Origin of the sequence: Streptomyces sp. NPDC056361 (assembly GCF_042262805.1) — a bacterium.
In the GTDB taxonomy this organism is placed as follows: Bacteria; Actinomycetota; Actinomycetes; order Streptomycetales; family Streptomycetaceae; genus Streptomyces.
Window position 1 is genome coordinate 44,058 of the sequence record NZ_JBHJQI010000006.1, and the last position, 22,359, is coordinate 66,416.

Here is a 22,359-nt window from a genome sequence, read left to right on the forward strand (position 1 = left end):
TCGTAGCATGGCGTGACCACGATGGGGGAGGCCCATGTCTGACAACCGAGACCAGCCGCAGGGCGGGTACGACCCGGCGGACCCGTGGGCTCCGCCGAACCGCGACGGGGTGGAACTGAGCAAGTCGCCTACGCCTACGCCGACGCCACCGCCCGTGCACGACCAGATGACGGTCACGTCGATGCCGGCCGCCACCGGCCCCGGCGGCGACGTCCCGCCGCCGCCGGTCGCCCCGGGTGGCCCCGCGGCCACGCCCGACGCCTACGGCTACCCGCCGGCCACGCCCGGCGCGTACGGCTACCCGGCGGCCCCGGCCCCGCAGCCGGTCGCGCCGACGGCCCCGGCGGTGTCGGGCTACGGGTACCCGGGCTACGGCTCGGGGTACGGCCAGCAGGGCTGGCAGCAGTCGCCGTCCAACGGCATGGGGACGACCGCGATGGTGCTCGGCATCATCGCGGTGGCCGGATTCTGCATGTACGGCCTGGGCATGATCCTCGGCATCCTCGCGCTGATCTTCGGCGTCATAGGCCTGAAGAAGGTCAACCGGGGCGAGGCGACGAACCGGGGCATGGCCATCGCCGGCATCGTGCTCGGCTCCATCGGCACCGTGGTGAGCGCCGTCTTCCTCGGCTTCATCATCTGGGCCATCGCCCAGGACTCCTCGTCCTACGACGACTCCGGCACCGACGACCCGTTCTCGTCGAGCCTGGTGCTCGAGATCGAGCGCTGAGCCGAGCCCGTACGGCACGCGAAGGCCCCGCACCTCACCGAGGTACGGGGCCTTCGCGCGTGCGGCGCCCGTCGCGCGTGCCCGGGCGCCGTGCGTGCGCCCGGGCGTTGTGCGTGTGCCCGCGGAACCCTTCCGTGCGCCCGGTGCCCGTCGCGCGTGCCCCCGGCGACCTTCGCGGGTCAGGCGCCGTGCAGCCGGTCCCGGGCCTCCATCAGGGCGAAGCCCAGGAGGTTCAGGCCGCGCCAGCGGGCCGGGTCGTGGGCGCCGGGGTCGTCGGCGGCCAGTCCGATGCCCCAGATGCGGTCCACCGGGCTGGCCTCCACCAGGACCCGGTCGCCGGTGCCCAGGAGGTACGCGCGCAGGGCCTCGTTCGAGGAGAACTTGTGGACGCTGCCCTCGACGACGATCCCGAGCCGCTCCCGCTCCCACACGGCGTCGTCGAAGCCCCGGACGAGCCGGCCCGCCTTCTTGGCCTCCGCGGGGGTACGGGCGGTCAGCGCGGCGCGCTCGGCGTCGGCGTCGCCGAAGAGGCGCGCCTTGGCCGCCATCATCCAGTGCTCGGCCGTCGCGTACGCCGTTCCGTCGACCGTGAAGGGGGCCGGCCACCACTGGCTCAGGCAGCTCGCGGAAAGGCGCCCGTCCGGGTGGGGGCGGTGGCCCCAGAAGAGCAGCCACTTCGGACGGTCACCCCTGTTGACCTGCTGTGTCAGCTCGTCGATCTTGTTCATGCATGCGAGTGTGGCAGCCGCCACGGACATTCCGTACGGAGATTTTCCGGCTGCCTCGACACATGGTCCACCGATTCCGTCGCGTAACCAAAAGGCAACAACGGAATCACTTGTTGAGGCACTTTCCCCATGTCAGGATCGGCACTCAATTCGAGCTGGGACAACGGAGAGCGTCATGGGCAACCGCTTCCAGGTGACGGACCGCTTCGCGGACGGCGCACAGTACATCGGCGGGCGGCTCCGGGCCGGAACCTCCGGTCAGGAACACAGCGTGATCGACCCGGCGACCGGGGCCAGCGTGTACACCTACGCGCTCGCGTCCACGGCCGACGTGGACGACGCCGTCGCCGCCGCCAAGGCGGCCTTCCCCGGCTGGTCGGGCGCCACCCCGGGCGAGCGCTCCGACGCGCTGCACCGCCTCGCCGGCGTCCTCGCCGAATGGGCGGACGACATCGCGCGGGTCGAGTCGCTCCAGTGCGGCAAGCCGCTGAAGCTCACCACCGAGTTCGACGTGCCCGGCACGATCGACAACACCGCGTTCTTCGCCGGCGCCGCCCGCCACCTCCAGGGCCAGTCGGCCGCCGAGTACGACGGCGACCACACCTCGTACATCCGGCGCGAGGCGATCGGCGTCATCGGCTCCATCGCCCCCTGGAACTACCCGCTCCAGATGGCGGCCTGGAAGATCCTCCCGGCCGTCGCGGCCGGCAACACGATCGTCCTCAAGCCCGCCGAGCTCACCCCGCTGACCTCGCTGATGTTCGCGCAGGCGGCGAAGGAGGCCGGCATCCCCGACGGTGTGATCAACATCGTCAGCGGCTCCGGGCGGGTCGTCGGCGAGCACCTCGTCGGCCACCCCGACGTGGTCATGACCTCCTTCACCGGCTCCACGCCGGTCGGCAAGCGCGTCGCCGAGGTCGCCACCGCCACCGTCAAGCGGCTCCACCTCGAACTCGGCGGCAAGGCCCCCTTCGTCGTCTTCGACGACGCCGACCTGGAGGCCGCCGCCCACGGCGCCGTCGCCGCCTCCCTCATCAACAGCGGCCAGGACTGCACCGCCGCCACCCGCGCGTACGTCCAGCGCCCGCTCTTCGACGCCTTCGTCGCCCGGGTCGCCGAACTGATGGAGACCGTCCGCGTCGGCGACCCCTTCGCGGCGGACACCGACCTCGGCCCGCTCGTCAGCCACCGCCACCGCGACAGCGTCGCCGCCTTCGTCGAGCGCGCCCGCGGCTACGCCACGGTCGTCACCGGCGGCGAAGCCCCTGGTGGCGACCTCAAGGACGGTGCGTACTATCGTCCGACCCTGATCACCGGCGCCGCGCAGGACAGCGAGGTCGTGCAGTCGGAGATCTTCGGTCCGGTCCTGGTGGCCCTGCCCTTCGACGGCGACGACGAGGGCATCCGGCTCGCCAACGACACCCCGTACGGCCTCGCCGCCTCCGCCTGGAGCCGCGACGTCTACCGCGCCAACCGCGCCACGCGGGAGATCAAGGCGGGCTGCGTGTGGGTCAACGACCACATCCCGATCATCAGCGAGATGCCCCACGGGGGCACCAAGGCATCCGGCTACGGAAAGGACATGTCGGTGTACTCCTTCGAGGAGTACACGCAGGTCAAGCACGTGATGTTCGACAACACGGCGGTGGCGGCCAAGGATTGGCACCGCACGATCTTCGGGGACCGATAGCAGCTCGCCGCCCGACCAGCGGCCCACCCATCCCGAAAGGGCACAGCGCATGGAGCAGTACGAGCCCGACAGCCTGTCCGCAGCGCAGCTGGCGGCGATACGGCGCAGCATGACGAACGGCCGGGGCGCCCTCAGCCGTCGATCGATGCTGCGCGCGGGTGGCGTCGGCGCGCTCACCGTCGGCGGCCTCGCCGGCCTGAGCGCCTGCGGGATCCCGCCGGCCAAGCGGGAAGGCCAGGGCGCCGCGTCCATCGACGTGTCGGCCAAGGAGAAGACCGTCGCCTTCTCCAACTGGACCGAGTACATGGACGTCAGCGAGGACGAGAAGTCCCGCCCGACCCTGGAGGCGTTCGCGAAGCGCACCGGGATCAAGGTCAAGTACACCGAGGACATCAACGACAACGTCGAGTTCTTCGGCAAGCTCAAGCCACAGCTCGCGGCCGGCCAGGACACCGGCCGCGACCTGATCTGCGTCACCGACTGGCTCGCCGCCCGGATGATCCGGCTCGGCTGGGCGCAGAAGCTCGACGCCTCGAACCTGCCCCACGCGTACGCGAACCTCTCCACCCAGTTCCGCAGCCCCGACTGGGACCCGGGCCGCGCCTACTCGTACCCGTGGACCGGCATCTCCACCGTCATCGCGTACAACATCAAGGCGACCGGCGGCAAGAAGGTCGACTCGGTCACCCAGCTCCTGGACGACCCGTCCCTCAAGGGCCGGGTCGGCTTCCTCACGGAGATGCGCGACTCCGTCGGCATGACCCTGCTCGACCTCGGCAAGGACCCGGGGAAGTTCACGGACGCCGACTACGACGCGGCGATCGGACGCCTCCAGAAGGGCGTCGACAAGAAGCAGATCCGCCGTTTCACGGGCAACGACTACACCTCCGACCTGGACAAGGGCGACCTGGCTGCCTGCCTCGCCTGGGCCGGCGACGTCATCCAGCTCCAGGCCGACAACCCGGACATCCGCTACGCCATCCCGTCCGCCGGATACATCACCTCCAGCGACAACCTGCTCGTCCCCGCGCAGTCCCGGCACAAGGCGAACGCCGAGAAGCTCATCGACTACTACTACGAGCTCCCCGTCGCCGCCCAGCTCGCCGCGTACATCAACTACGTCTGCCCCGTCGACGGGGTGAAGGACGAGCTCTCCAAGATCGACCCCGAGCTCGCGAACAACACGCTGATCCTCCCGGACAAGGCCATGGCCAAGAAGTCGCACGCCTTCCGCTCGCTCACCAGCGCGGAGGAGACGGCGTACGAGGAGAAGTTCGCCAAGCTCATCGGCGCCTGAGCCCGACGTCGTCCACCTCTCTCACTCCCCTGGGACCGCAACCCATGACTGACAAGACTGCTCACACCGGAAAGAACACTGGCGGCGGCGACGTCCGTCTCACCGGGATCAGCAAGTCGTACGGCTCGTTCACCGCCGTCCACCCGCTGGACCTCACCGTCCCGCAGGGCTCCTTCTTCGCCCTCCTCGGCGCCTCCGGCTGCGGCAAGACCACCACACTGCGCATGATCGCCGGCCTGGAGGACCCGAGCACCGGCACCGTCTTCCTCGGCGACACGAACGTCACCGACCTCCCGCCGTACAAGCGGCCGGTCAACACCGTCTTCCAGTCCTACGCGCTCTTCCCGCACATGGACATCACCGAGAACATCGCCTTCGGCCTGCGCCGCCGCGGCATCAAGTCGGTGAAGAAGCAGGTCGACGACATGCTGGAGCTCGTCCAGCTCGGCGACAAGGCCCACCACAAGCCGCACCAGCTCTCCGGCGGCCAGCAGCAGCGCGTCGCCGTGGCCCGCGCGCTCATCAACCACCCGCAGGTGCTGCTCCTCGACGAGCCGCTCGGCGCCCTCGACCTCAAGCTGCGCCGTCAGATGCAGCTGGAGCTCAAGCGGATCCAGACCGAGGTCGGCATCACGTTCGTCCACGTCACCCACGACCAGGAGGAGGCCATGACCATGGCCGACCAGGTCGCGGTCATGAACGGCGGCCGGGTCGAGCAGCTCGGCGCCCCCGCCGACCTGTACGAGAACCCGCAGACCACCTTCGTCGCCAACTTCCTCGGCACCTCCAACCTCATCGAGGCCGAGGTCCTGGAGACCGGCTCGGACGTGCTCGCCACGGCCGGCGGCGGCAAGCTCCGGATCCCCGGCGACCGCTGTACCTCCGCCGTCCGCCAGGGCGGCAAGGTCCTCGTCGGCGTCCGCCCCGAGAAGATCTCGCTCGCGCACGCCGACGACGCGGGCTCGATCTCCGACGGCCGCAACCGGGTCACCGGCCGGATCGCCGACTCCTCCTTCATCGGCGTCTCCACCCAGTACGTGGTGAACTCGCCGGCGGGCGCGGAACTCCAGGTCTACGAGCAGAACATCGAGCGCGACACCCGCCTGGTCCCCGGCGCCGAGGTCGTCCTGCACTGGAACCCGGCCCACACCTTCGGGCTCGACGCGACGCAGGACATCGACGCGGGCGTGGAGACGGTGGAGGACGCCGGATGAGCACTCCCACGCTGACGAAGGAAGCGCCTCCGATAGAGGAACCGGTTCTGCGCAAGCCTTCGACCCGCAAGCGGCTCGTCCCGTACCTGCTGCTGCTCCCCGGCATCGTCTGGCTGCTCGTCTTCTTCGCGCTGCCGATGGTCTACCAGGCCTCCACCTCCGTCCAGGAGGGCAGCCTGGAAGCGGGCTTCAAGGTCACCTGGCACTTCCAGACCTATGTGGACGCCTTCACGGAGTACTGGCCGCAGCTCCTGCGCTCGGTGCTGTACGCGGGCACCGCGACCCTGCTCTGCCTGCTGCTCGGCTACCCGCTCGCGTACCTCATCGCCTTCAAGGCGGGCCGCTGGCGCAACCTGCTCCTCGTCCTCGTCATCGCACCCTTCTTCACCAGCTTCCTCATCAGGACGCTCGCGTGGAAGACGATCCTGGCCGACGACAGCGTCGTCGTGGACCTGCTGAACGCCCTGCACGTCCTCGACGTGACCAGCTGGCTCGGCTGGACCGACGGCGAGCGGGTGCTCGCCACGCCCATGGCGGTGGTCTGCGGCCTCACGTACAACTACCTGCCGTTCATGATCCTGCCCCTCTACACCTCCCTGGAGCGGATCGACGGCCGGCTGCACGAGGCAGCGCAGGACCTGTACGCGTCCCCGTCCACCACCTTCCGCAAGGTGACCTTCCCGCTGTCGATGCCCGGCGTCGTCTCCGGCACCCTGCTCACCTTCATCCCGGCGAGCGGCGACTACGTCAACGCCGAACTGCTCGGCTCGACCGACACCAAGATGATCGGAAACGTCATCCAGTCGCAGTTCCTCCGCGTCCTCGACTACCCGACGGCGGCCGCGCTCTCCTTCATCCTCATGGCGATCGTCCTGGTGATCGTCAGCCTCTACATCCGCAAGGCGGGAACGGAGGACCTGGTCTGATGCGCTGGCTCCGAAAGAACCTCGTCGTCCTGGCGGGCCTGTTCACGCTCGCCTACATGATCGTCCCGAACATCGTGGTCATGGTGTTCTCGTTCAACAAGCCGAACGGGCGCTTCAACTACTCCTGGCAGCGGTTCTCGCTCGACGCCTGGAAGGACCCCTGCGGCGTCGCCGACATGTGCGAGTCGCTCTCGCTCTCGCTCCAGCTCGCCGCCTGGGCGACGATCGGCGCGGTCGTCCTCGGCACGATGATCGCCTTCGCGCTGGTCCGCTACCGCTTCCGGGCGCGCGGCGCGATCAACTCGCTGATCTTCCTGCCGATGGCGATGCCCGAGGTCGTCATGGCCGCCTCGCTGCTCACCCTCTTCCTCAACATGGGGATCGAGCTGGGCTTCTGGACGGTCCTGATCGCCCACATCATGTTCTGCCTGTCGTTCGTCGTGACGGCGGTCAAGGCCCGGGTCATGTCCATGGACCCCCGCCTGGAGGAAGCGGCGCGGGACCTCTACGCGGGCCCCGCCCAGACCTTCCTGCGCGTGACCCTGCCGATCGCCGCACCCGGCATCGCCGCCGGCGCGTTGCTCGCCTTCGCGCTCTCGTTCGACGACTTCATCATCACCAACTTCAACGCGGGTCCCGACACCGTCACCTTCCCCATGTTCGTCTGGGGCTCGGCGCAGCGCGGAACCCCCGTTCAGATCAACGTCATCGGCACCGCGATGTTCGTCCTCGCGGTACTGATGGTCGTGGCCGGGCAGATCATCGCGAACCGGCGCAAGAAAACAGCAACAGCCTGAGCGAAGGCCGCTCAGGCACCGAAGGAGTTGGAAACCATGGCCCCAGTCGCCATGCGTCTCGCTGCACAATCTCTCTCCGACGCCCAGCCCGTCCCCTTCTGGCTGGAAGACCCCGGCAAGCCCGGCGCCCTGCCCGCCCTCACCGGCACCGAGAAGTGCGATCTCCTCGTGGTCGGCGGCGGATACAGCGGACTGTGGACCGCGCTCCTCGCCAAGGAGCGCGACCCCGCCCGGGATGTCGTACTGATCGAAGGCCGCGAGGTGGGCTGGGCCGCCTCGGGCCGCAACGGAGGCTTCTGCGCCGCCTCCCTGACCCACGGCTTCGGCAACGGGCTCGCCCGCTGGCCGGGCGAGCTGCCGAAGCTGGAGGAGCTCGGCGAGCGCAACCTCGACGGCATCGAGGAGGCGGTCGCCCGCTACTCCCTGGACTGCGACTTCGAGCGCACCGGCGAGATCGACGTGGCCACCGAGCCGCACCAGGTCGAGGAACTCGCCGAGATGTACGCGGAGATCGACCGGCTCGGACTCGCGGACGGCCTCGAACTCCTCGACCGGGACGCCGTCCGGGCCGAGGTCGACTCGCCGACCTTCCTCGGCGGCCTCTGGGACCGCCGCGGCGTCGCCATGCTCAACCCGGCGAAGCTGGCCTGGGGCCTGAAGCGCGCCTGCCTCGACCTGGGCGTGCGGATCTTCGAGAACACCCCCGGTCTGGAGCTGGTCTCCTTCGGCGCCGGCATGGGCGTGCGCACCCCGTACGGCCGTGTCGTCGCCGGGAAGGTCGCGCTCGGCACCAACGTCTTCCCGTCGCTGGTCAAGCGCGTCCGGCCGTTCACCGTCCCGGTCTACGACTACGCGCTGATGACCGAGCCGCTCAGCCCCGAGCAGCTCGCCTCCGTCGGCTGGAAGAACCGGCAGGGCCTCGGCGACTCCGCCAACCAGTTCCACTACTTCCGGATCACCGCCGACAACCGCATCCTCTGGGGCGGCTACGACGCGATCTACCCCTTCGGCGGCAAGCTCAACGCCGACATGGACCACCGTCCGGAGACGTACCTCAAGCTCGCCGAGCACTTCTTCCGCTGCTTCCCGCAGCTGGAGGGGCTCCGCTTCAGCCACGCCTGGGGCGGCGCGATCGACACCTGCTCGCGCTTCTCCGCCTTCTTCGGTACGGCGTACCAGGGGAAGGTGGCGTACGCGGCCGGCTTCACCGGCCTCGGCGTCGGCGCCACCCGCTTCGGCGGGGACGTGATGCTCGACCTGCTCGCGGAGGAGCGCACCGAGCGCACCGAGCTGGACATGGTCCGCTCCAAGCCCCTGCCGTTCCCGCCCGAGCCGATCGCCTGGGCCGGCATCGGCATCACCAAGTGGGCGCTGGCCCGCGCCGACGAGAACGCCGGTCGGCGCAACCTGTGGCTGAAGGCGATGGACCGGCTGGGCCTCGGCTTCGACAGCTGAGCCCGACATGTGACGCAGGTCACAACCGACGGGTAGCCGAACCCGCGTAAGAGGAGCCCCCGTACCCGCTCTCTCCGTGTGGACACCGCGTCCACACGGAGAGGAGATCGTTGTGATGACCGGTACGGGGGCTTCTGGTGCCAAGAATGCGGTGGAGTGGCTGGCCTCGGTCGCACCCGATCCCGACGCCTGCCGGTGGGAGTGGGAACGCAACCCGCACGGGGTCGCGCTGCTGCCCGCCGGTCGGCGCTGGGACGTGCTGATCCTCCCGGCGGAACTCGGCTACCCCACCCTCGACGTGCTGACCCGCCTCGTGGACCGGCCGGGGCCCGTCCTGGCCGACTTCGGCGAATCCCGGATCGGCTTCTTCGTCCCCGCGGGCACCGCCGCCCGCTGGATCGGCACCGGGGTGCGCAGTGCCGGCACCGGCACCTGGATCGTGGTCCCTTACCCCGGTCGGTCGACCGGCGGAGTGCGCTGGCTGGTCACCCCGGACGGCGTGGGCACCCTCAACGACGCCTCGCTCCTGGAGCTGGCGATGCACGAGGCGGCGGGGCAGCTCGCCAGGGGTGAAGGGGGGGCCGGCGCGATCTGACGCGGACGGGCGGCGCTTCGGGTGCGGTCCGACCTGGGCGAAACGTTGCTTCGGGCGCGGATCCGGCGCGAGTGAAAGGGAGTTCGGGGACCGTCCGGCGCGAACGAACGACGAGCAGAGGTCTTGACCACTTGATTGGTCTGGACCATGCTGTGGCGCGCTCCCACCTCGATTCCCCCACCCCCGGAGGCAGTTGTGGACCGCACCAGACCCCTCACCCTGCTACTGGCGGGCGCCCTCGCCGCCGGCGGGCTCATGGCGCTCACCCCCGCCGCCCAGGCCGCCGACACCGAACTCGCCCGCAACGGCGGCTTCGAGGCCGGCCTCGACGGCTGGACCTGCACGGCGGGCAGCGGAGCCGCCGTCTCCTCGCCCGTCCACGGCGGGACGAAGGCGCTCCAGGCCACCCCGGCCGGCAGCGACAACGCCCGCTGCTCCCAGACCGTCACCGTCAAGCCCAACTCCTCGTACACGCTCAGCGGTTGGGTCCGCGGCAGCTACGTCTACCTCGGCGCCACCGGCACCGGCACCACCGACGTCTCCACCTGGACCGGCTCCGCCCCCGACTGGCAGCGCCTCGCCACCACCTTCACCACCGGCGCCGCCACCACCTCGGTGACGATCTACACGCACGGCTGGTACGGCACCCCCGCCTACCAGGCCGACGACCTCTCCCTGTACGGCCCCGGCGGCGACCCCGTCCAGCTCCCGACCGCCCCCACCGGTCTCGCGGCAGGCTCCCCGACCTCCACCACCGTGCCGCTGACCTGGGCCGCGGTCTCCGGCGCCACCTCGTACAACGTCTACCAGGGCGCCACCAAGGTCCAGACCGTCGCCGGCACCTCGGCCACCGCGACCGGACTCACCGCCTCCACCCCGTACACCTTCCAGGTCACCGCCGTGAACGCCGCCGGCGAGTCACCGAAGTCCGCGGCCGTCACCGCCACCACGACCTCCGGCGGCGGCGGAGGGGGCGGCGGCCTGCCCGCCCACGCCCTCGTCGGCTACCTCCACGCCAGCTTCGCCAACGGCTCCGGCTACACCCGCATGGCCGACGTCCCCGACTCCTGGGACGTCATCAACCTCGCCTTCGGCGAACCGACCTCGGTGACCTCGGGCGACATCCGCTTCAGCCTCTGCTCCGCCACCGAGTGCCCGAACGTCGAGTCGGCCGCCGAGTTCAAGGCCGCCGTCAAGGCCAAGCAGGCCGCCGGCAAGAAGGTCCTCATCTCCATCGGCGGCCAGAACGGCCAGGTCCAGCTCTCCACCACCGCCGCCCGCGACACCTTCGTCTCCTCCGTCTCGAAGATCATCGACGAGTACGGCCTCGACGGCCTCGACATCGACTTCGAGGGACACTCGCTCTCGCTCCAGACCGGCGACACCGACTTCAGGAACCCGACCAGCCCCGTCATCGTCAACCTGATCCAGGCGGTCAAGACCCTCAAGGCCAAGTACGGCGCCAAGTTCGTCCTGACCATGGCCCCGGAGACCTTCTTCGTCCAGCTCGGCTACCAGTACTACGGCTCCGGCCCCTGGGGCGGCCAGGACCCCCGCGCCGGCGCCTACCTGCCCGTCATCCACGCCCTCCGCGACGACCTCACCCTGCTGCACGTCCAGGACTACAACTCGGGCTCCATCATGGGCCTCGACAACCAGTACCACTCCATGGGCGGCGCCGACTTCCACATCGCCATGACCGACATGCTCCTCACCGGCTTCCCCGTCGCCGGCAACACCGACCGCTTCTTCCCCGCCCTCCGCGCCGACCAGGTCGCCATCGGCCTCCCCGCCTCCACCCAGGCCGGCAACGGCCACACGGCCCCGGCCGAGGTCAACAAGGCCCTCGACTGCCTCACCAAGAAGACCAACTGCGGCACCTACCAGACCCACGGCACCTGGCCCGCCCTCCGCGGCCTCATGACCTGGTCGATCAACTGGGACCGCTACAACCAGTGGGGCTTCTCGAAGAACTTCGACGCGTACAACTGGAGCTGACGGAAAGCTCTACGGGAGGACGTCCCGAAAAAGGCGGGCCGGAACCAGATGGGGTTCCGGCCCGGCCAGTTCCGCCAGAACCGAGCGGAGGTCCACCGGAACAGAGCGCACCCGGGCCGTCACCGGCCCCTCGATCGTGCGCACGGCGACCCGCCCCTGTTCCACCGAAGCATCACCCGGGTGGAGCAGAACACAGACCGGAGGAACTCCTTCTTCCAGACGGCCGAGCGTATGGGCGTAGAAGAACGCCTGGTACAGATCCTCGGGAGAGAGCTTCTTCTCTCCGTAGAGCTTGTACTTCACGTCCACCGGCAGCCGTAACGGTCCGCCTGCCCGAAGGCCGGAGATCAGCACGTCAGGTCGTACGGAGCCGTGGCTCCGGCAGGTGCGCTCGTCGTACAGGACCTTCGACTGCCGCACCTGGCTGTCCACCCGCAGCCCCGATCCCGTTGCTCCCCGCTCCAGTAGCCGGGTGGCGAACGCCTCGAACAGCCGGTTCATGTCGACGAGGAACGTACGGGAGGCCAGCGGCCCGGACGTGAACAGGTCGTCCACTCCGCCACCCGACAGGAGCAGACCGGCCCAGAGGTGCGCGGGCCGGTAGTGCTCGTTGTGGCGGTGGTACTCCAGCGTCGACAGTGCCGCCCGGACATCCCCCGGCGGGGTCGGCGCATGCTGCGCGAACAGTCCCGCGGCGCGGCGGGCACGGGCCCGGACGGCCGGGGCCCGCGCGGTCCGCGCCGCCACCGCCAGCGCGGCCGCACAGAGACGGTTGTCGGTGATGTCCGCGTCGTGCTCCTCGAACCGGCAGGCCAGCCGATCCAGCCGGCCGTGATGACGCAGCAGCTGACGGTCGGGCAGAAGTCGGCCCCGGACGACCCGCAGGTCGTCCTCCACGGCCAGGTAGTCGCGCCGTACCCCGTGGCTCAGCAGCCGCTCACCATGCTCGGTGACCATGAGGCACACCAGGTCGCGCAGGTTCGGAGCACCGCCCGCGAAGCCTTGGACCGCGGGGAGCGGGACATGCGCGCCGCCCCACGCGTGGTCCATCATCCGCAGCACGTCGAGATCGGTTCCCAGGTACTTCGGCCGCACACGGATCTCGCAACTCTCCAGACGCACGGTGCCCACGTACTGGTACGCGGTCACCTCCACCCGGCCACCGGAGAGCTCACGCACCCGCAGGCGCGAACCCAACGCGGTGTCGGCCAGCAGCAGCCGGTCGGCGTGCGTCAGCCGGACGTCGTCGAAGACCCCGGTGCCGTACTCGACGAGTTCGAGCACGCCGTCACTCCGCACCGGCGCCGACCTGGAGCTCCTCGTACAGCAGGGTCACCAGGGTCTCGTCGGAGACTTCCCGCAGGGTGTGGGCGGTGGTGTCGACGAGCCCCTCGCCCAGGAAGGCGGCGAGAAGGCCGTAGTCGTCGTACGCGTACTCCTGGAGCAGCGGAAGGATCTCGCCCCGGATGATCGCGGCGAACTCGGCTGCCGTGGACACGGCCTCGCCCTCGGGCAGGAAGAAGGCGTGGCCTATCTGCTTCTCACGGTCGAGGTGGGTCCTGATGCGCCGGTTCAGTTCGTCGAGGAAGTCCGCGAGGTGCAGCTGGTCCACCCGCCGCTCCCGCAGCGGCCTTGAGTCGGGGAGGAGTTCGAGGAACGCGAACCGCCGGCGGACGGCCGAGTCGAGCATCCGCACCGACCGGTCGGCGGTGTTCATCGTGCCGAGGAGGCGGACGTTCGGCGGAACGCGGAAGGAGTCACCGGTCAGCGGCAGAGTGACGGGGAGCCCGCGCTTGTCCTTCTCGAGGATGGTGATCAGCTCGCCGAGGATGCGTGGGAGGTTGCCCCGGTTCAGCTCGTCCACGATCACCAGATGCAGCTGGCCGGGATTGGCCGCCGCCGTCTCGCAGACCCGCTTGAAGACGCCGGGGGTGGGTTCCAGGGCAAGTCCGGCGCTGCCCTTGACCGGACGCAGGCCCTCGACGAAGTCCTCGTAGCCGTAGCTCGGATGAAAGGTGACCACGGTGAGTCGCCCGGACCCGGTCAGCGCCTCGACGGTCGCGCCGAACGCCGTGCCGCCCGGCTCCGCGAGCGGGTCCACCCCGGGCAGGTCCTCGGACAGCTCACCCAGCCGTCGTACGGCGTAGCGAAGCGCGTGGAAGGTCTTCCCGGTTCCCGGGGGGCCGAACAGGACGGCCTGACCGCGCCGCTCCAGGGCATCGTCGATGCGCTGGAGGTCGTCGTCGAGCGGCGGAATCTCCACCGGCTCGGCGGAGTCCTCGGGGGTGTCGTCTTGGGCGCCGACACGCCGGGCGGCCGCGGCACCCTGGATCTTCCGCCACAGCGGTGCGGGGACGTCCGTCACGGTGCTCGTGCCCCAGTCGGCCACCGGCTCGTCCAGCTTGCCCGCGGACTCCTCGTCCCACTCCACCGTGACCGCGTGCCACGGAGGGCGCCCGGGGCCGCGACCGGGAAGCCACGTGTAGCCGTTGCCCACGACCCGGCCCACACCGAGGATCTCGCTCTTGCCGCTGGTCGCGACCACTCGGTCGCCGACCCGCAGGTCGAGGAGGCGCCAGACCTCGGCGGCCTGAGCCGTGAGCTTCTGCCCGGACAGGCCCGAGTCCGCATACGCCGAGACGTACGCCGAGGCGAACTCCTCCTGGTCGGCGTAGCGGTGCAGATCGCCGACGCGGTCCCTGCCGACGGCGGCGATTCCGTCGGCCTCGAAGTAGCCCCAGTCGCTCCGGGGGTCGGACGTTCCGATCCTGACCACCCGGGCGACCGTCCGCCGTGCGGGTGCCCACCAGTCGAGGAATTGCCAGACCAGCTGGGGCGGCCAGCCCTCGAACCGCGGATCGTCGTCGATGAGGGACTTGAGCAGCTCCTTGCGCGCGAACGGCTGGAGCTTCGCCGCAGACCCGGGCGAGAGCCGGTCCAGATAGTGGTGGGTGAAGCTGTCTGAGTACACCGGCAGCGTCGCCTCGGGCGCGTACACACGCAGGGTCTTCGCCACGACCATGATCCCGGAACGCACCGCGACGATGTCGTCGATGTCCCGCACCCGGCCCTTGTGGGCCGCCGTGACGGCGGCGACGATCCCGGCCCGCACCTGCTCCCACGCCTCGGCGACGTTCCCGTAGCGTCTGTCGTGCCACCAGGCGCCGTGGTTCTGTCGGTACAGGAAGTGCTTCTTGGCGGTACCGCCCGTGATGCTGCCCAGTGCTTTGCTGCCGAACTCGAGCGCGTGGCTGTAGACCTGGCCGGGGCTGTCCGGCTGCCCCAGGGCGTAGCGGTCGAGCGACAGCGTCGGCCACTCCTCCCAGGGGAAGGCCGCCCGGATCTCCTCCGCTTCGCGGTCCGCCGCCTCGACGGCGGCCTGGTGGCGCGAGCGGTCGAAGACTTGCAGCGCGTCGTCGATCGGCCAGTAGGGAAGGCTCTCCGCATGGCTCTCGGTGACCGGCCGCAGCGCGCAGGAACAGACGCCCGTGACCGGTCGGCCCCGCTGGTTGAGCAGTCCGGTGGAGAGGGCGTGCGCGGCGGCGTCCTCCGCGTCGAGCAGACGCCGCCACAACAACCCGTCCGGATCGGGATGACGCGGGAGTCGGTCGGCATCCGTCAGATGCGTACAGCTTGCATCGTGATGGATCTTGCTGCCCTGGGTCGGAAGGATGACGTCTCCCCCGGAGGGGATCAGCTCGTACGCCCGTCCTCCGACCGTGACGGCGAACCGTCGTGCTCCGTCCCCCATGTGCCCTCCCCCTTGCTGCCACGCGGTGCGGGACGACCGTACCGCGCCGCGAGGACGGGCCACCTCAGCAGGATGAGTCCCAGGCAGAGGCTGGCCAGCACGTCCAGCGGCCAGTGGAAGCCCCGTAGGACAAGTCCGGTCCCCGTCACCGCCGTCAGCACGGCGGCGACGGGGATCAGGCGTTTCGAGACGAGGAAGGCCGCGCCGAAGTAGGCGACCATGGCGGTGGCCGTGTGTCCGGACGGGTAGTAGCCGTGGGCCCAGGGTTCGAGCGGGCCGGGGCGGGCCGTCCACTCCTTGAGGGGGATCACGAGCAGCGGTACGGCGGCCATGGCGAGGCCGGCGTGGAGGGCGGCGGCGCGGCGGCCCCGCCGGACGGCGTAGACCATGGCGCAGGCCAGGACCGGGAGGGCGACCGTCATGTTGCCGAGGTCGGAGGCGAGTTCGCCGAGGCGCCGGGGGACCGAGTCCACCACCGCGCGGGACACCCGCTCGTCGAGCCTGGCCAAGGGGCCGTGGACGAGCACCTGCCAGGTCACGACGGCGAGGGCGACGAGCGCCGAGAAGAGAGCCGGCCGCCCTGGAACAGGGGGGGTGGTTCCAGGGCGGCCGAGGGGATCGGGCTGCCGCGCGCCCCGGGGGGTATGGGGCGTGCGGCCATCCGATCGGTGAGGAGTCCCGGAGCACGAGGCGCCGGTGGTGTGCGCGAAGGCACGGTGTGGACGGGGCTGGGGAGGCTCCGCCCGGGGTGTTTCTCTCATCTGCAGAAACCGTACGCCAGAGAAGAGGGGGCCGACAGCGGGAAATGCATCCCGCCATCGGCCCCCCACAGAGTCTTCACACCGTGTATGAGATCCAGGTCCGTCGGACCCGGACGGCTCAGATCTGGGCGAACGCGTTCTCGATGACGTCCAGGCCCTCGTTCAGCAGGTCCTCGCCCATGACCAGCGGCGGAAGGAAGCGCAGCACGTTGCCGTAGGTGCCACAGGTCAGGACCAGCACGCCCTCGGCGTGGCAGGCCTTCGCGAGCGCGCCCGCGGCCTCCGGGTTCGGCTCCTTCGTCGCGCGGTCCTTGACCAGCTCGATGGCGATCATGGCGCCGCGGCCGCGGATGTCACCGATGGCGTCGAACTTCTCGGCCATCGCGGTCAGACGGGCCTTCATGACCTCCTCGATGCGCTGCGCCTTGCCGTTGAGGTCGAGCTCCTTCATCGTCTCGATGGAGCCCAGCGCGGCGGCGCAGGCCACCGGGTTGCCGCCGTAGGTGCCGCCCAGGCCGCCGCCGTGGACGGAGTCCATGATCTCGGCGCGGCCGGTGACGGCGGCGAGCGGCAGACCGCCCGCGATGCCCTTGGCGGTGGTGATGAGGTCCGGGACGATGCCCTCGTCCTCACAGGCGAACCACTGGCCGGTGCGGCAGAAGCCGGACTGGATCTCGTCCGCGACGAAGACGATGCCGTTGTCGTTGGCGAACTTCACGATCGCCGGCAGGAAGCCCTTGGCCGGCTCGATGAAGCCGCCCTCGCCGAGGACCGGCTCGATGACGATCGCGGCGACGTTCTCGGCGCCGATCTGCTTCGTGATGTTGTCGATCGCCTGGGCGGCGGCCTCGGGGCCGCAGTTCTCGGCACCGGTGGGCCAGCGGTAGCCGTAGGCGACCGGCACGCGGTAGACCTCGGGCGCGAACGGACCGAAGCCCTGCTTGTACGGCATGTTCTTCGCCGTCATGCCCATGGTGAGGTTCGTACGGCCGTGGTAGCCGTGGTCGAAGACGACGACGGCCTGGCGCTTGGTGTACGAGCGGGCGATCTTGACCGCGTTCTCGACGGCCTCGGCGCCCGAGTTGAACAGCGCGGACTTCTTGGCGTGGTCGCCCGGGGTCAGCTCGGCCAGCGCCTCGCAAACCTCCACGTAACCCTCGTACGGCGTCACCATGAAACAGGTGTGGGTGAAGTCCTGGAGCTGCGCGGCGGCGCGGCGCACGACGGCCTCGGCGGACGCGCCGACCGAGGTCACGGCGATGCCGGAGCCGAAGTCGATCAGACGGTTGCCGTCGACGTCCTCGATGATGCCCCCGCCGGCCCGCGCGGTGAAGACGGGCAGCGTCGAGCCGACGCCACCGGCGACCGTGTCGAGACGGCGGGCCTGAAGCTCCTGCGACTTCGGGCCGGGGATGGCGGTGACGATGCGCCGCTCCTGCGGGACAGCGTTCATGCGGGGCTCCTGGGGGTGTTCTGGACGCACTTGCGGGTTTCCTCCGCAGGCTAGGCGCGGGAGGCCCCGTGAGGCATGCGCCTATCGGGAGTAGTGGGGGGCGTGTCGTTGTCCGGGATGGACATGGCCCCCTCTCCTTCCGCTCCCCGGAAGCGACTTACCGGTGATCGGCCGAACGGGTTCTCGAAACCCCTCCCGAGCGGTCCCCGCCCACTAGATTGACGGTGGCACAGACGCGGCGACCTGGCTGGTCAGGGGGCAGGGGTTCATGGAGACCGACGGCACGTACGAGTCACGCGACACCAGGGGGAACGCGGTCCCACGACCGGCGGGGCCGCCGACGGAGGCGTCGGTTCCCAAGATGCCGCAGCCACCGTCCGCGCGACCGGCCTACCAGGTGCACCCCGCCACCTCCGCCTCCCCGGCCCCGGACCCCGCTCGGGCGGGAGGCCCCGGACGACTCCCGGCACCGCCGGACGCACCGCCCCGCCCGGCCCGCGCTCCGGGAGCGCCGGTCCCAGGGGCTGTGGTCGAGTGGCTGGATGCCCCTCGCCCCGAGGCAGGCCTCGGAATCTGGCGGTTCCGGCACGTTCCGCCACCCCAGGAGAAGACGCGGCTCGCTCCGGTCACCTTCGTCGGGATGCTGCTCCCCGCGGCCGTGGGACTGATCGTCTGGTCGGCCTGGCGGCGCAACACGCTTCCGTACGCGGACGTCGTCCTGCGGACCTTCACCCCGAACGACTGGTGGTACTCCCTCACCACCGCGCCGAAGGGGTGGGAGGGCGTCGCGGCCCACAGCGTCTTCGACGGCGTCCTGTTCGTCGGTCTCGTGGCGGGGATCGGTGCCCTCGGCTCCTGGGGCAAGGTCGCCCGCCACTACCTGGGCCGGTGCCGTCCGCCCCTGCGCGCCGCGCTCTCGGGTGCGGCGGCCCTGCTCGTCCTGGCGTTCGTCTTCTCCGAGCAACTCGGCCTCGGTTGGGCCCCGCTGCCCGTCGTCAACCCGGTCTTCTGCCTCCTCGCCCTGGTCACCGGCGGTTGGGACATTCCCACGTCGGTGTTCGTCCTCTACCCAATGCGCCTGCTGATCGCGGCTGCAGTCGTCTGGCCGTTCGCTCGCGTCGGCGAGTGGGCGAGCCTCTACCGGCAGTGGCGCGCCGGGTCCACCCCCGGCGCCGCCCCGTCCCCCGCCACCCAGGCCGACCCCGGCACCCCTCGCTCGCAATGGGCCGAGCTCAGGGCCGAGGGCGAGCACCGGGCCGCCGACCTGCTTGCCGGTGAACTGGCCACCGGACGGATGAACGACGTCGACTGCGCGCGCGTCCACCGCATGTGGCAGAACAGCGGCCAGGACGCCAAGCGGCGCTCCGCCTTCGTCGAGACCGTCCTCCGGAACGGCGCCGCAGCGGGTGCCCATCCGTCCGGGGACCGTGACCTGCCGAACCGTTCGGCCACCCACGACCTGCTCATGGGCCAGGTGCGTGTGGGGCGGGGAGCGGTTCTCGAGCGCACCCCGCGCGCCTACCACGGTGCCGGTCTCGCGCTCGATCTCGGGCTTCTCGGCACCTCCCTCCTCGCGGTGGGCGCCTCAGGCGTGGGCAAGACCCGTTCCCTCGTCGCGCCCGTCGTCGAGTCGCTCGGCCTCCAGGCCCTCACCGGCGCCTGCTCCGTCGTCGTCGTGGGCGCGGCAAGCGCCCCTCTCGGTCCGGACGAGGCCTTCGACGTCGTGGTGCGACCGGGGGACCCGTCCTCCCCGTACGACCTGGATCTGTACGCCGGTGCCGTCGACCCCGACGAGGCAGCGTCCTTCCTCGCCGAGGGACTCGTCGGCGACATGGAAGGTGTGGAGACCCGGCGCGCCGCCACCGTGCTCGCCCAGCTCATCGGCCCCTACCGTGCCGCGTACGGGCAGTTCCCGACCGTGCCGGTCCTGCGGGAACTGCTCGAAGCGCGCAGTGAGGCCCTTGGGGCGCTGCTCGACCTGCTGCCGGCCGATGGCGCGCAGGCGATGCGCCGCGAGCTGGAGTCCCGGATGCGCCAGGTGGGCACTGCGACCGACGTGGGGCCCGTGCTCGCCGACCGGCTCACCGCCCTGGACCGACCGGTCTTCGCCGAGTTCTTCGGAGGCGGGGGCGATGCCCGTCCCTTCTCCCTGGGGGCCGTGGCCCAGCACCCGATGCGCGTGCGGGTCGGCTTGCCGGCTGGGGGCCACGAGGAGGCAGGGCGCCTGCTCACCCGGCTGCTGCTCGCCCAATTCCAGCACGTCACCCGGGACCGGGCCGGGAGCCGGCACTTCGCGTGCCTGGTGCTCGACGACGCGAGCGGTGCGCTGACACCAGGGACCGTACGGGCGCTCCAGCGACTGCGCCCGCAGAATGCGGGTGTGGTGCTCGCCCTCCGCACTCTCGCCGAGGTGCCCGAGGCCCTGCACGGCCCGCTTCTGGCGGCTGTCGGCTGCCGGATGGCGTTCACCGGGCTGCCCACCTGGGACGGCCGCGCCTTCGCCGAGGCGTGGGGCACCGAACGGGTGGAGACGACCGAGGTGGCCCATCACACGGTCTTCGCCGACCAGCCGATGACCCGGGCCCTGCATGCCCTGCGCAAGCTGGTGACCGGCAAGGCCGTGACTACCGAAGCGGTCACCGTGCGCGAGGTGGAGCGGCAGCGGTGGTCGGCGTCGGAGCTCGCCCATGCGGTGCCACCGGGGCATGCCGTGCTCTCCCTCACGCATGTGCGCGGCGAGCACATGCCGCCGCTGCTCGTCGACCTCCGCGGCTGACCCGTACAGGTTGTGGCCGAGAGTGGTCGGTTCGTGTGGCTGAGCGGGTGCCCATCGGGGCTGGCACAATCGGGGGCGCCGCTCGGCTGAGCGGTGCCCCCTCGCTCAAAGGTCCGACGGTTCCACGATGCCGCCCACCCTCGCCTCGCTTGTGCAGCACTCCGCCCTCAAGCTCATCGTCCGTGCCGGTGAGGACCGCCTCGACACGCCTGTGCGGTGGGCTCATGTGAGCGAGCTCGCCGACCCGGTGCCGTACATGGAGGGCGGGGAGCTGCTGCTGACGACGGCGCTGACGTTGGACGCGGAGGACCTGGAGGCGATGCGCCGCTATGTGCGGCGGTTGCTCGGGGCGGGGGTGGTGGGGCTGGGCTTCGCCGTGGGGGTGAACTACGAGGAGATTCCGTCGGCGTTGCTCGACGCGGCGCGGGAGGAGCACCTGCCGCTCCTGGAGGTGCCGCGGAGGACGCCGTTCCTCGCCATCAGCAAGGCGGTGTCGGCAGCCATCTCCGCGGACCAGTACCGGGCGGTCACGGCGGGCTTCGAGGCGCAGCGGGAGCTGACGAGGGCGGCGCTCGCCGAGGGGCCCGAGGCGGTGGTCGCGCGGCTCGCGGCGCACGTGGACGGTTGGGCGGCGCTGTACGACACGTCCGGGACCGTGGTCGCGGTGTCGCCGGAGTGGGCGGCGCGCCGGGCGGCCCGGCTCACGGCGGACGTGGAGCGGCTCCGGGACAGGCCGGCGCCCGCGAGCGCGGTCGTCGGGGGTACGGACGACCGCGTCGAACTCCAGTCGCTGGGCACCGGGCGGCGGGTGCGCGGCGCCCTCGCGGTCGGCACGGGCGCACCCCTGGGGACCGCCGAGCGGTACGCGGTGCACTCGGCCATCGCCCTGCTCACCCTGACGACGGAACGTTCCCGCTCGCTCCAGGCCGCCGAGCAGCGGCTGGGCGCCGCGGTGCTGCAGATGATGCTGACGGGCGAGGCGGGCCACGCGCGCGCGGTGGCGGGGGACGTGTACGGCGAGCTGCTCGACGCCCCGTTCCGGGTGCTCGTCGCGGAGCCCGCCGGGGGAGAGGCGGCGGCCGAGCCGCCCCTATCGGTGCTCGCCGAGGCCCTGGAAGCGGCGGCCGCCCGGGCGGGGGAGGCGCTCCTCGCCGTCCCCGAGGGGGAGCAGCGGCTCGTCGTCCTCGCAGGGGACGGGGGCGCGGTCGTCGCCGCCTGCGAGGGGTACGCGGAGCGGGACGCGGACGACGCGGGCGTCGTCATCGGGCTCTCCGCGCCGGCCGGCGCGATCGCGGCCGCGACGGCGTTCAAGCAGGCCGAGCAGGCGCTGTCGGTGGCCCGGCGACGGGGCAGGGCGCTCGTCGAACACGAGGACCTGGCGGCGGGCTCGGTCCTCCCGCTCCTCGCCGACGACGCCGTCCGCGCCTTCGCCGACGGCATGCTGCGCGCCCTGCGGGACCACGACGCGACCGGCCGGGGCGACCTCGTCGCCTCCCTGCGCGCCTGGCTCTCCCGGCACGGCCAGTGGGACGCGGCCGCGGCGGACCTCGGCGTCCACCGGCACACCCTCCGCTACCGGATGCGCCGCGTCGAGGAGATCCTCGGCCGCTCCCTCGACGACCCGGACGTGCGCATGGAGCTGTGGCTGGCGCTGAAGGCGACGGGCGAGGGCACGGAGTAAGGGCGCGGGGAGTACGGACACGGGGAGTACGAACACGGGGAGTAGGGGCACGGGGAGTAGGGGCACGGAGTAGCGGACGAGCGCTTTCCCGGCGTGGCCTTCGGGTCGTCGCCCCCGGGCGTCATCCATCGGCGTGCCCCGCCCCGCCCCGCCCCCGGCCTTCACCCGTCGCCGGCGCTACCCGTCCCCGTCGCGCCCGCTCTGGTCGCCGCCCCCTCGCAGGCCGCGCCGGCGGCCGTCGCGGACGACCTCGCCGCCGAGGAGGGTGAGGGTGGCGACGGCACGGACCCAGCGGGGGCCGCCGCGGGCGGCCCAGACGACGCAGACGCAGCCGGTGGCGGCGAGTGCGACGACGGCGATGAGAACGAAAAGGATCATGGTCTTCCCCCTGGTGGTCCTGCGGTCGGGGTCATCCTGTCACTCGATGGGGTGGGGGTCGCGGGCGGTGGGGCCGCCCGTATTGCGGCATCCCTGCCCGAATCCGGGCAGTTTTCTTGGTCATTCGGC

At 71.1% G+C, this 22,359-nt stretch carries 17 protein-coding genes; 11 read left to right on the top strand and 6 right to left on the bottom strand.

Annotated elements, in window-relative coordinates:
* Positions 1–34 precede the first annotated feature (34 nt).
* On the top strand, positions 35–730 hold the full coding sequence (locus ACFCY7_RS03325; protein WP_376480868.1) for a DUF4190 domain-containing protein: 696 nt from the start codon (positions 35–37) through the stop codon (positions 728–730).
* Positions 731–909: 179 nt separating this feature from the next.
* On the opposite strand, the gene ACFCY7_RS03330 is transcribed toward ACFCY7_RS03325, so the two are convergent.
* A complete protein-coding gene (locus ACFCY7_RS03330) occupies positions 910–1,458 on the bottom strand; it encodes an NADAR family protein (RefSeq protein ID WP_376480870.1) in 549 nt (182 codons plus the stop codon).
* Between the two features lie 175 nt (positions 1,459–1,633).
* Here ACFCY7_RS03330 and ACFCY7_RS03335 point away from each other — a divergent pair, with 175 nt between their 5' ends.
* From ACFCY7_RS03335 to ACFCY7_RS03370, 8 genes are all read left to right on the top strand, one after another.
* Positions 1,634–3,148, top strand: a complete 1,515-nt coding sequence (locus ACFCY7_RS03335; protein ID WP_376480871.1) for a gamma-aminobutyraldehyde dehydrogenase — start codon at positions 1,634–1,636, stop codon at positions 3,146–3,148.
* 49 nt (positions 3,149–3,197) lie between these two features.
* A complete protein-coding gene (locus ACFCY7_RS03340; RefSeq protein ID WP_376480873.1) occupies positions 3,198–4,445 on the top strand; it encodes a PotD/PotF family extracellular solute-binding protein in 1,248 nt (415 codons plus the stop codon).
* A 44-nt stretch (positions 4,446–4,489) separates the two neighbouring features.
* A complete protein-coding gene (locus ACFCY7_RS03345) occupies positions 4,490–5,659 on the top strand; it encodes an ABC transporter ATP-binding protein (RefSeq protein WP_376480875.1) in 1,170 nt (389 codons plus the stop codon).
* Positions 5,656–6,585 (top strand): ABC transporter permease, encoded by a 930-nt coding sequence (locus ACFCY7_RS03350; protein WP_376480876.1) that lies wholly within the window; start codon positions 5,656–5,658, stop codon positions 6,583–6,585. The genes ACFCY7_RS03345 and ACFCY7_RS03350 overlap by 4 nt, the downstream gene beginning before the upstream one ends.
* Entirely contained in the window at positions 6,585–7,382 is a 798-nt protein-coding gene (locus ACFCY7_RS03355) for an ABC transporter permease (protein WP_376480878.1), read from the top strand. The genes ACFCY7_RS03350 and ACFCY7_RS03355 overlap by 1 nt, the downstream gene beginning before the upstream one ends.
* A 36-nt stretch (positions 7,383–7,418) precedes the next feature.
* On the top strand, positions 7,419–8,837 hold the full coding sequence (locus ACFCY7_RS03360) for an NAD(P)/FAD-dependent oxidoreductase (protein WP_376480880.1): 1,419 nt from the start codon (positions 7,419–7,421) through the stop codon (positions 8,835–8,837).
* A 115-nt stretch (positions 8,838–8,952) separates the two neighbouring features.
* Entirely contained in the window at positions 8,953–9,432 is a 480-nt protein-coding gene (locus ACFCY7_RS03365) for a hypothetical protein (RefSeq protein WP_376480882.1), read from the top strand.
* 255 nt (positions 9,433–9,687) lie between these two features.
* The gene (locus ACFCY7_RS03370) at positions 9,688–11,430 is read left to right on the top strand and encodes a chitinase (RefSeq protein WP_376480959.1); all 1,743 of its coding nucleotides are present in this window, start codon (positions 9,688–9,690) and stop codon (positions 11,428–11,430) included.
* Between the two features lie 9 nt (positions 11,431–11,439).
* Here ACFCY7_RS03370 and ACFCY7_RS03375 read toward each other — a convergent pair whose 3' ends face one another.
* The 4 genes from ACFCY7_RS03375 to gabT all read right to left on the bottom strand — a co-directional run bounded on the left by ACFCY7_RS03375 (position 11,440) and on the right by gabT (position 17,395).
* Positions 11,440–12,714, bottom strand: a complete 1,275-nt coding sequence (locus ACFCY7_RS03375) for an McrC family protein (protein ID WP_376480883.1) — start codon at positions 12,712–12,714, stop codon at positions 11,440–11,442.
* A 4-nt stretch (positions 12,715–12,718) separates the two neighbouring features.
* Positions 12,719–15,181, bottom strand: a complete 2,463-nt coding sequence (locus ACFCY7_RS03380) for an McrB family protein (protein ID WP_376480885.1) — start codon at positions 15,179–15,181, stop codon at positions 12,719–12,721.
* Positions 15,124–15,942 carry a phosphatase PAP2 family protein gene (locus ACFCY7_RS03385; RefSeq protein WP_376480887.1) on the bottom strand — a complete coding sequence of 273 codons (819 nt, stop codon included), beginning with the start codon at positions 15,940–15,942 and terminating at the stop codon, positions 15,124–15,126. Before ACFCY7_RS03385 ends, ACFCY7_RS03380 begins: the two co-directional genes overlap by 58 nt.
* A 118-nt stretch (positions 15,943–16,060) precedes the next feature.
* Positions 16,061–17,395 carry a 4-aminobutyrate--2-oxoglutarate transaminase gene (gabT, locus tag ACFCY7_RS03390; RefSeq protein ID WP_376480889.1) on the bottom strand — a complete coding sequence of 445 codons (1,335 nt, stop codon included), beginning with the start codon at positions 17,393–17,395 and terminating at the stop codon, positions 16,061–16,063.
* A gap of 268 nt (positions 17,396–17,663) precedes the next feature.
* Here gabT and ACFCY7_RS03395 point away from each other — a divergent pair, with 268 nt between their 5' ends.
* Together ACFCY7_RS03395 and ACFCY7_RS03400 are read left to right on the top strand one after the other, a co-directional pair.
* Positions 17,664–20,171, top strand: a complete 2,508-nt coding sequence (locus ACFCY7_RS03395; RefSeq protein ID WP_376480891.1) for an ATP/GTP-binding protein — start codon at positions 17,664–17,666, stop codon at positions 20,169–20,171.
* Between the two features lie 127 nt (positions 20,172–20,298).
* Positions 20,299–21,852 (top strand): PucR family transcriptional regulator, encoded by a 1,554-nt coding sequence (locus ACFCY7_RS03400; RefSeq protein ID WP_376480893.1) that lies wholly within the window; start codon positions 20,299–20,301, stop codon positions 21,850–21,852.
* A gap of 177 nt (positions 21,853–22,029) precedes the next feature.
* Here ACFCY7_RS03400 and ACFCY7_RS03405 read toward each other — a convergent pair whose 3' ends face one another.
* On the bottom strand, positions 22,030–22,230 hold the full coding sequence (locus ACFCY7_RS03405) for a hypothetical protein (RefSeq protein ID WP_376480895.1): 201 nt from the start codon (positions 22,228–22,230) through the stop codon (positions 22,030–22,032).
* Positions 22,231–22,359 lie beyond the last annotated feature (129 nt).

Coding starts and splice junctions, on each gene's coding strand:
- ACFCY7_RS03325 (WP_376480868.1), top strand. CDS start 35: ATGTCTGACAACCGAGACCAGCCGCAGGGCGGGTACGACCCGGCGGAC.
- ACFCY7_RS03330 (WP_376480870.1), bottom strand. CDS start 1,458: ATGAACAAGATCGACGAGCTGACACAGCAGGTCAACAGGGGTGACCGT.
- ACFCY7_RS03335 (WP_376480871.1), top strand. CDS start 1,634: ATGGGCAACCGCTTCCAGGTGACGGACCGCTTCGCGGACGGCGCACAG.
- ACFCY7_RS03340 (WP_376480873.1), top strand. CDS start 3,198: ATGGAGCAGTACGAGCCCGACAGCCTGTCCGCAGCGCAGCTGGCGGCG.
- ACFCY7_RS03345 (WP_376480875.1), top strand. CDS start 4,490: ATGACTGACAAGACTGCTCACACCGGAAAGAACACTGGCGGCGGCGAC.
- ACFCY7_RS03350 (WP_376480876.1), top strand. CDS start 5,656: ATGAGCACTCCCACGCTGACGAAGGAAGCGCCTCCGATAGAGGAACCG.
- ACFCY7_RS03355 (WP_376480878.1), top strand. CDS start 6,585: ATGCGCTGGCTCCGAAAGAACCTCGTCGTCCTGGCGGGCCTGTTCACG.
- ACFCY7_RS03360 (WP_376480880.1), top strand. CDS start 7,419: ATGGCCCCAGTCGCCATGCGTCTCGCTGCACAATCTCTCTCCGACGCC.
- ACFCY7_RS03365 (WP_376480882.1), top strand. CDS start 8,953: ATGACCGGTACGGGGGCTTCTGGTGCCAAGAATGCGGTGGAGTGGCTG.
- ACFCY7_RS03370 (WP_376480959.1), top strand. CDS start 9,688: ATGGCGCTCACCCCCGCCGCCCAGGCCGCCGACACCGAACTCGCCCGC.
- ACFCY7_RS03380 (WP_376480885.1), bottom strand. CDS start 15,181: ATGGGGGACGGAGCACGACGGTTCGCCGTCACGGTCGGAGGACGGGCG.
- ACFCY7_RS03385 (WP_376480887.1), bottom strand. CDS start 15,942: ATGAGAGAAACACCCCGGGCGGAGCCTCCCCAGCCCCGTCCACACCGT.
- gabT (WP_376480889.1), bottom strand. CDS start 17,395: ATGAACGCTGTCCCGCAGGAGCGGCGCATCGTCACCGCCATCCCCGGC.
- ACFCY7_RS03395 (WP_376480891.1), top strand. CDS start 17,664: ATGGAGACCGACGGCACGTACGAGTCACGCGACACCAGGGGGAACGCG.
- ACFCY7_RS03400 (WP_376480893.1), top strand. CDS start 20,299: ATGCCGCCCACCCTCGCCTCGCTTGTGCAGCACTCCGCCCTCAAGCTC.
- ACFCY7_RS03405 (WP_376480895.1), bottom strand. CDS start 22,230: ATGATCCTTTTCGTTCTCATCGCCGTCGTCGCACTCGCCGCCACCGGC.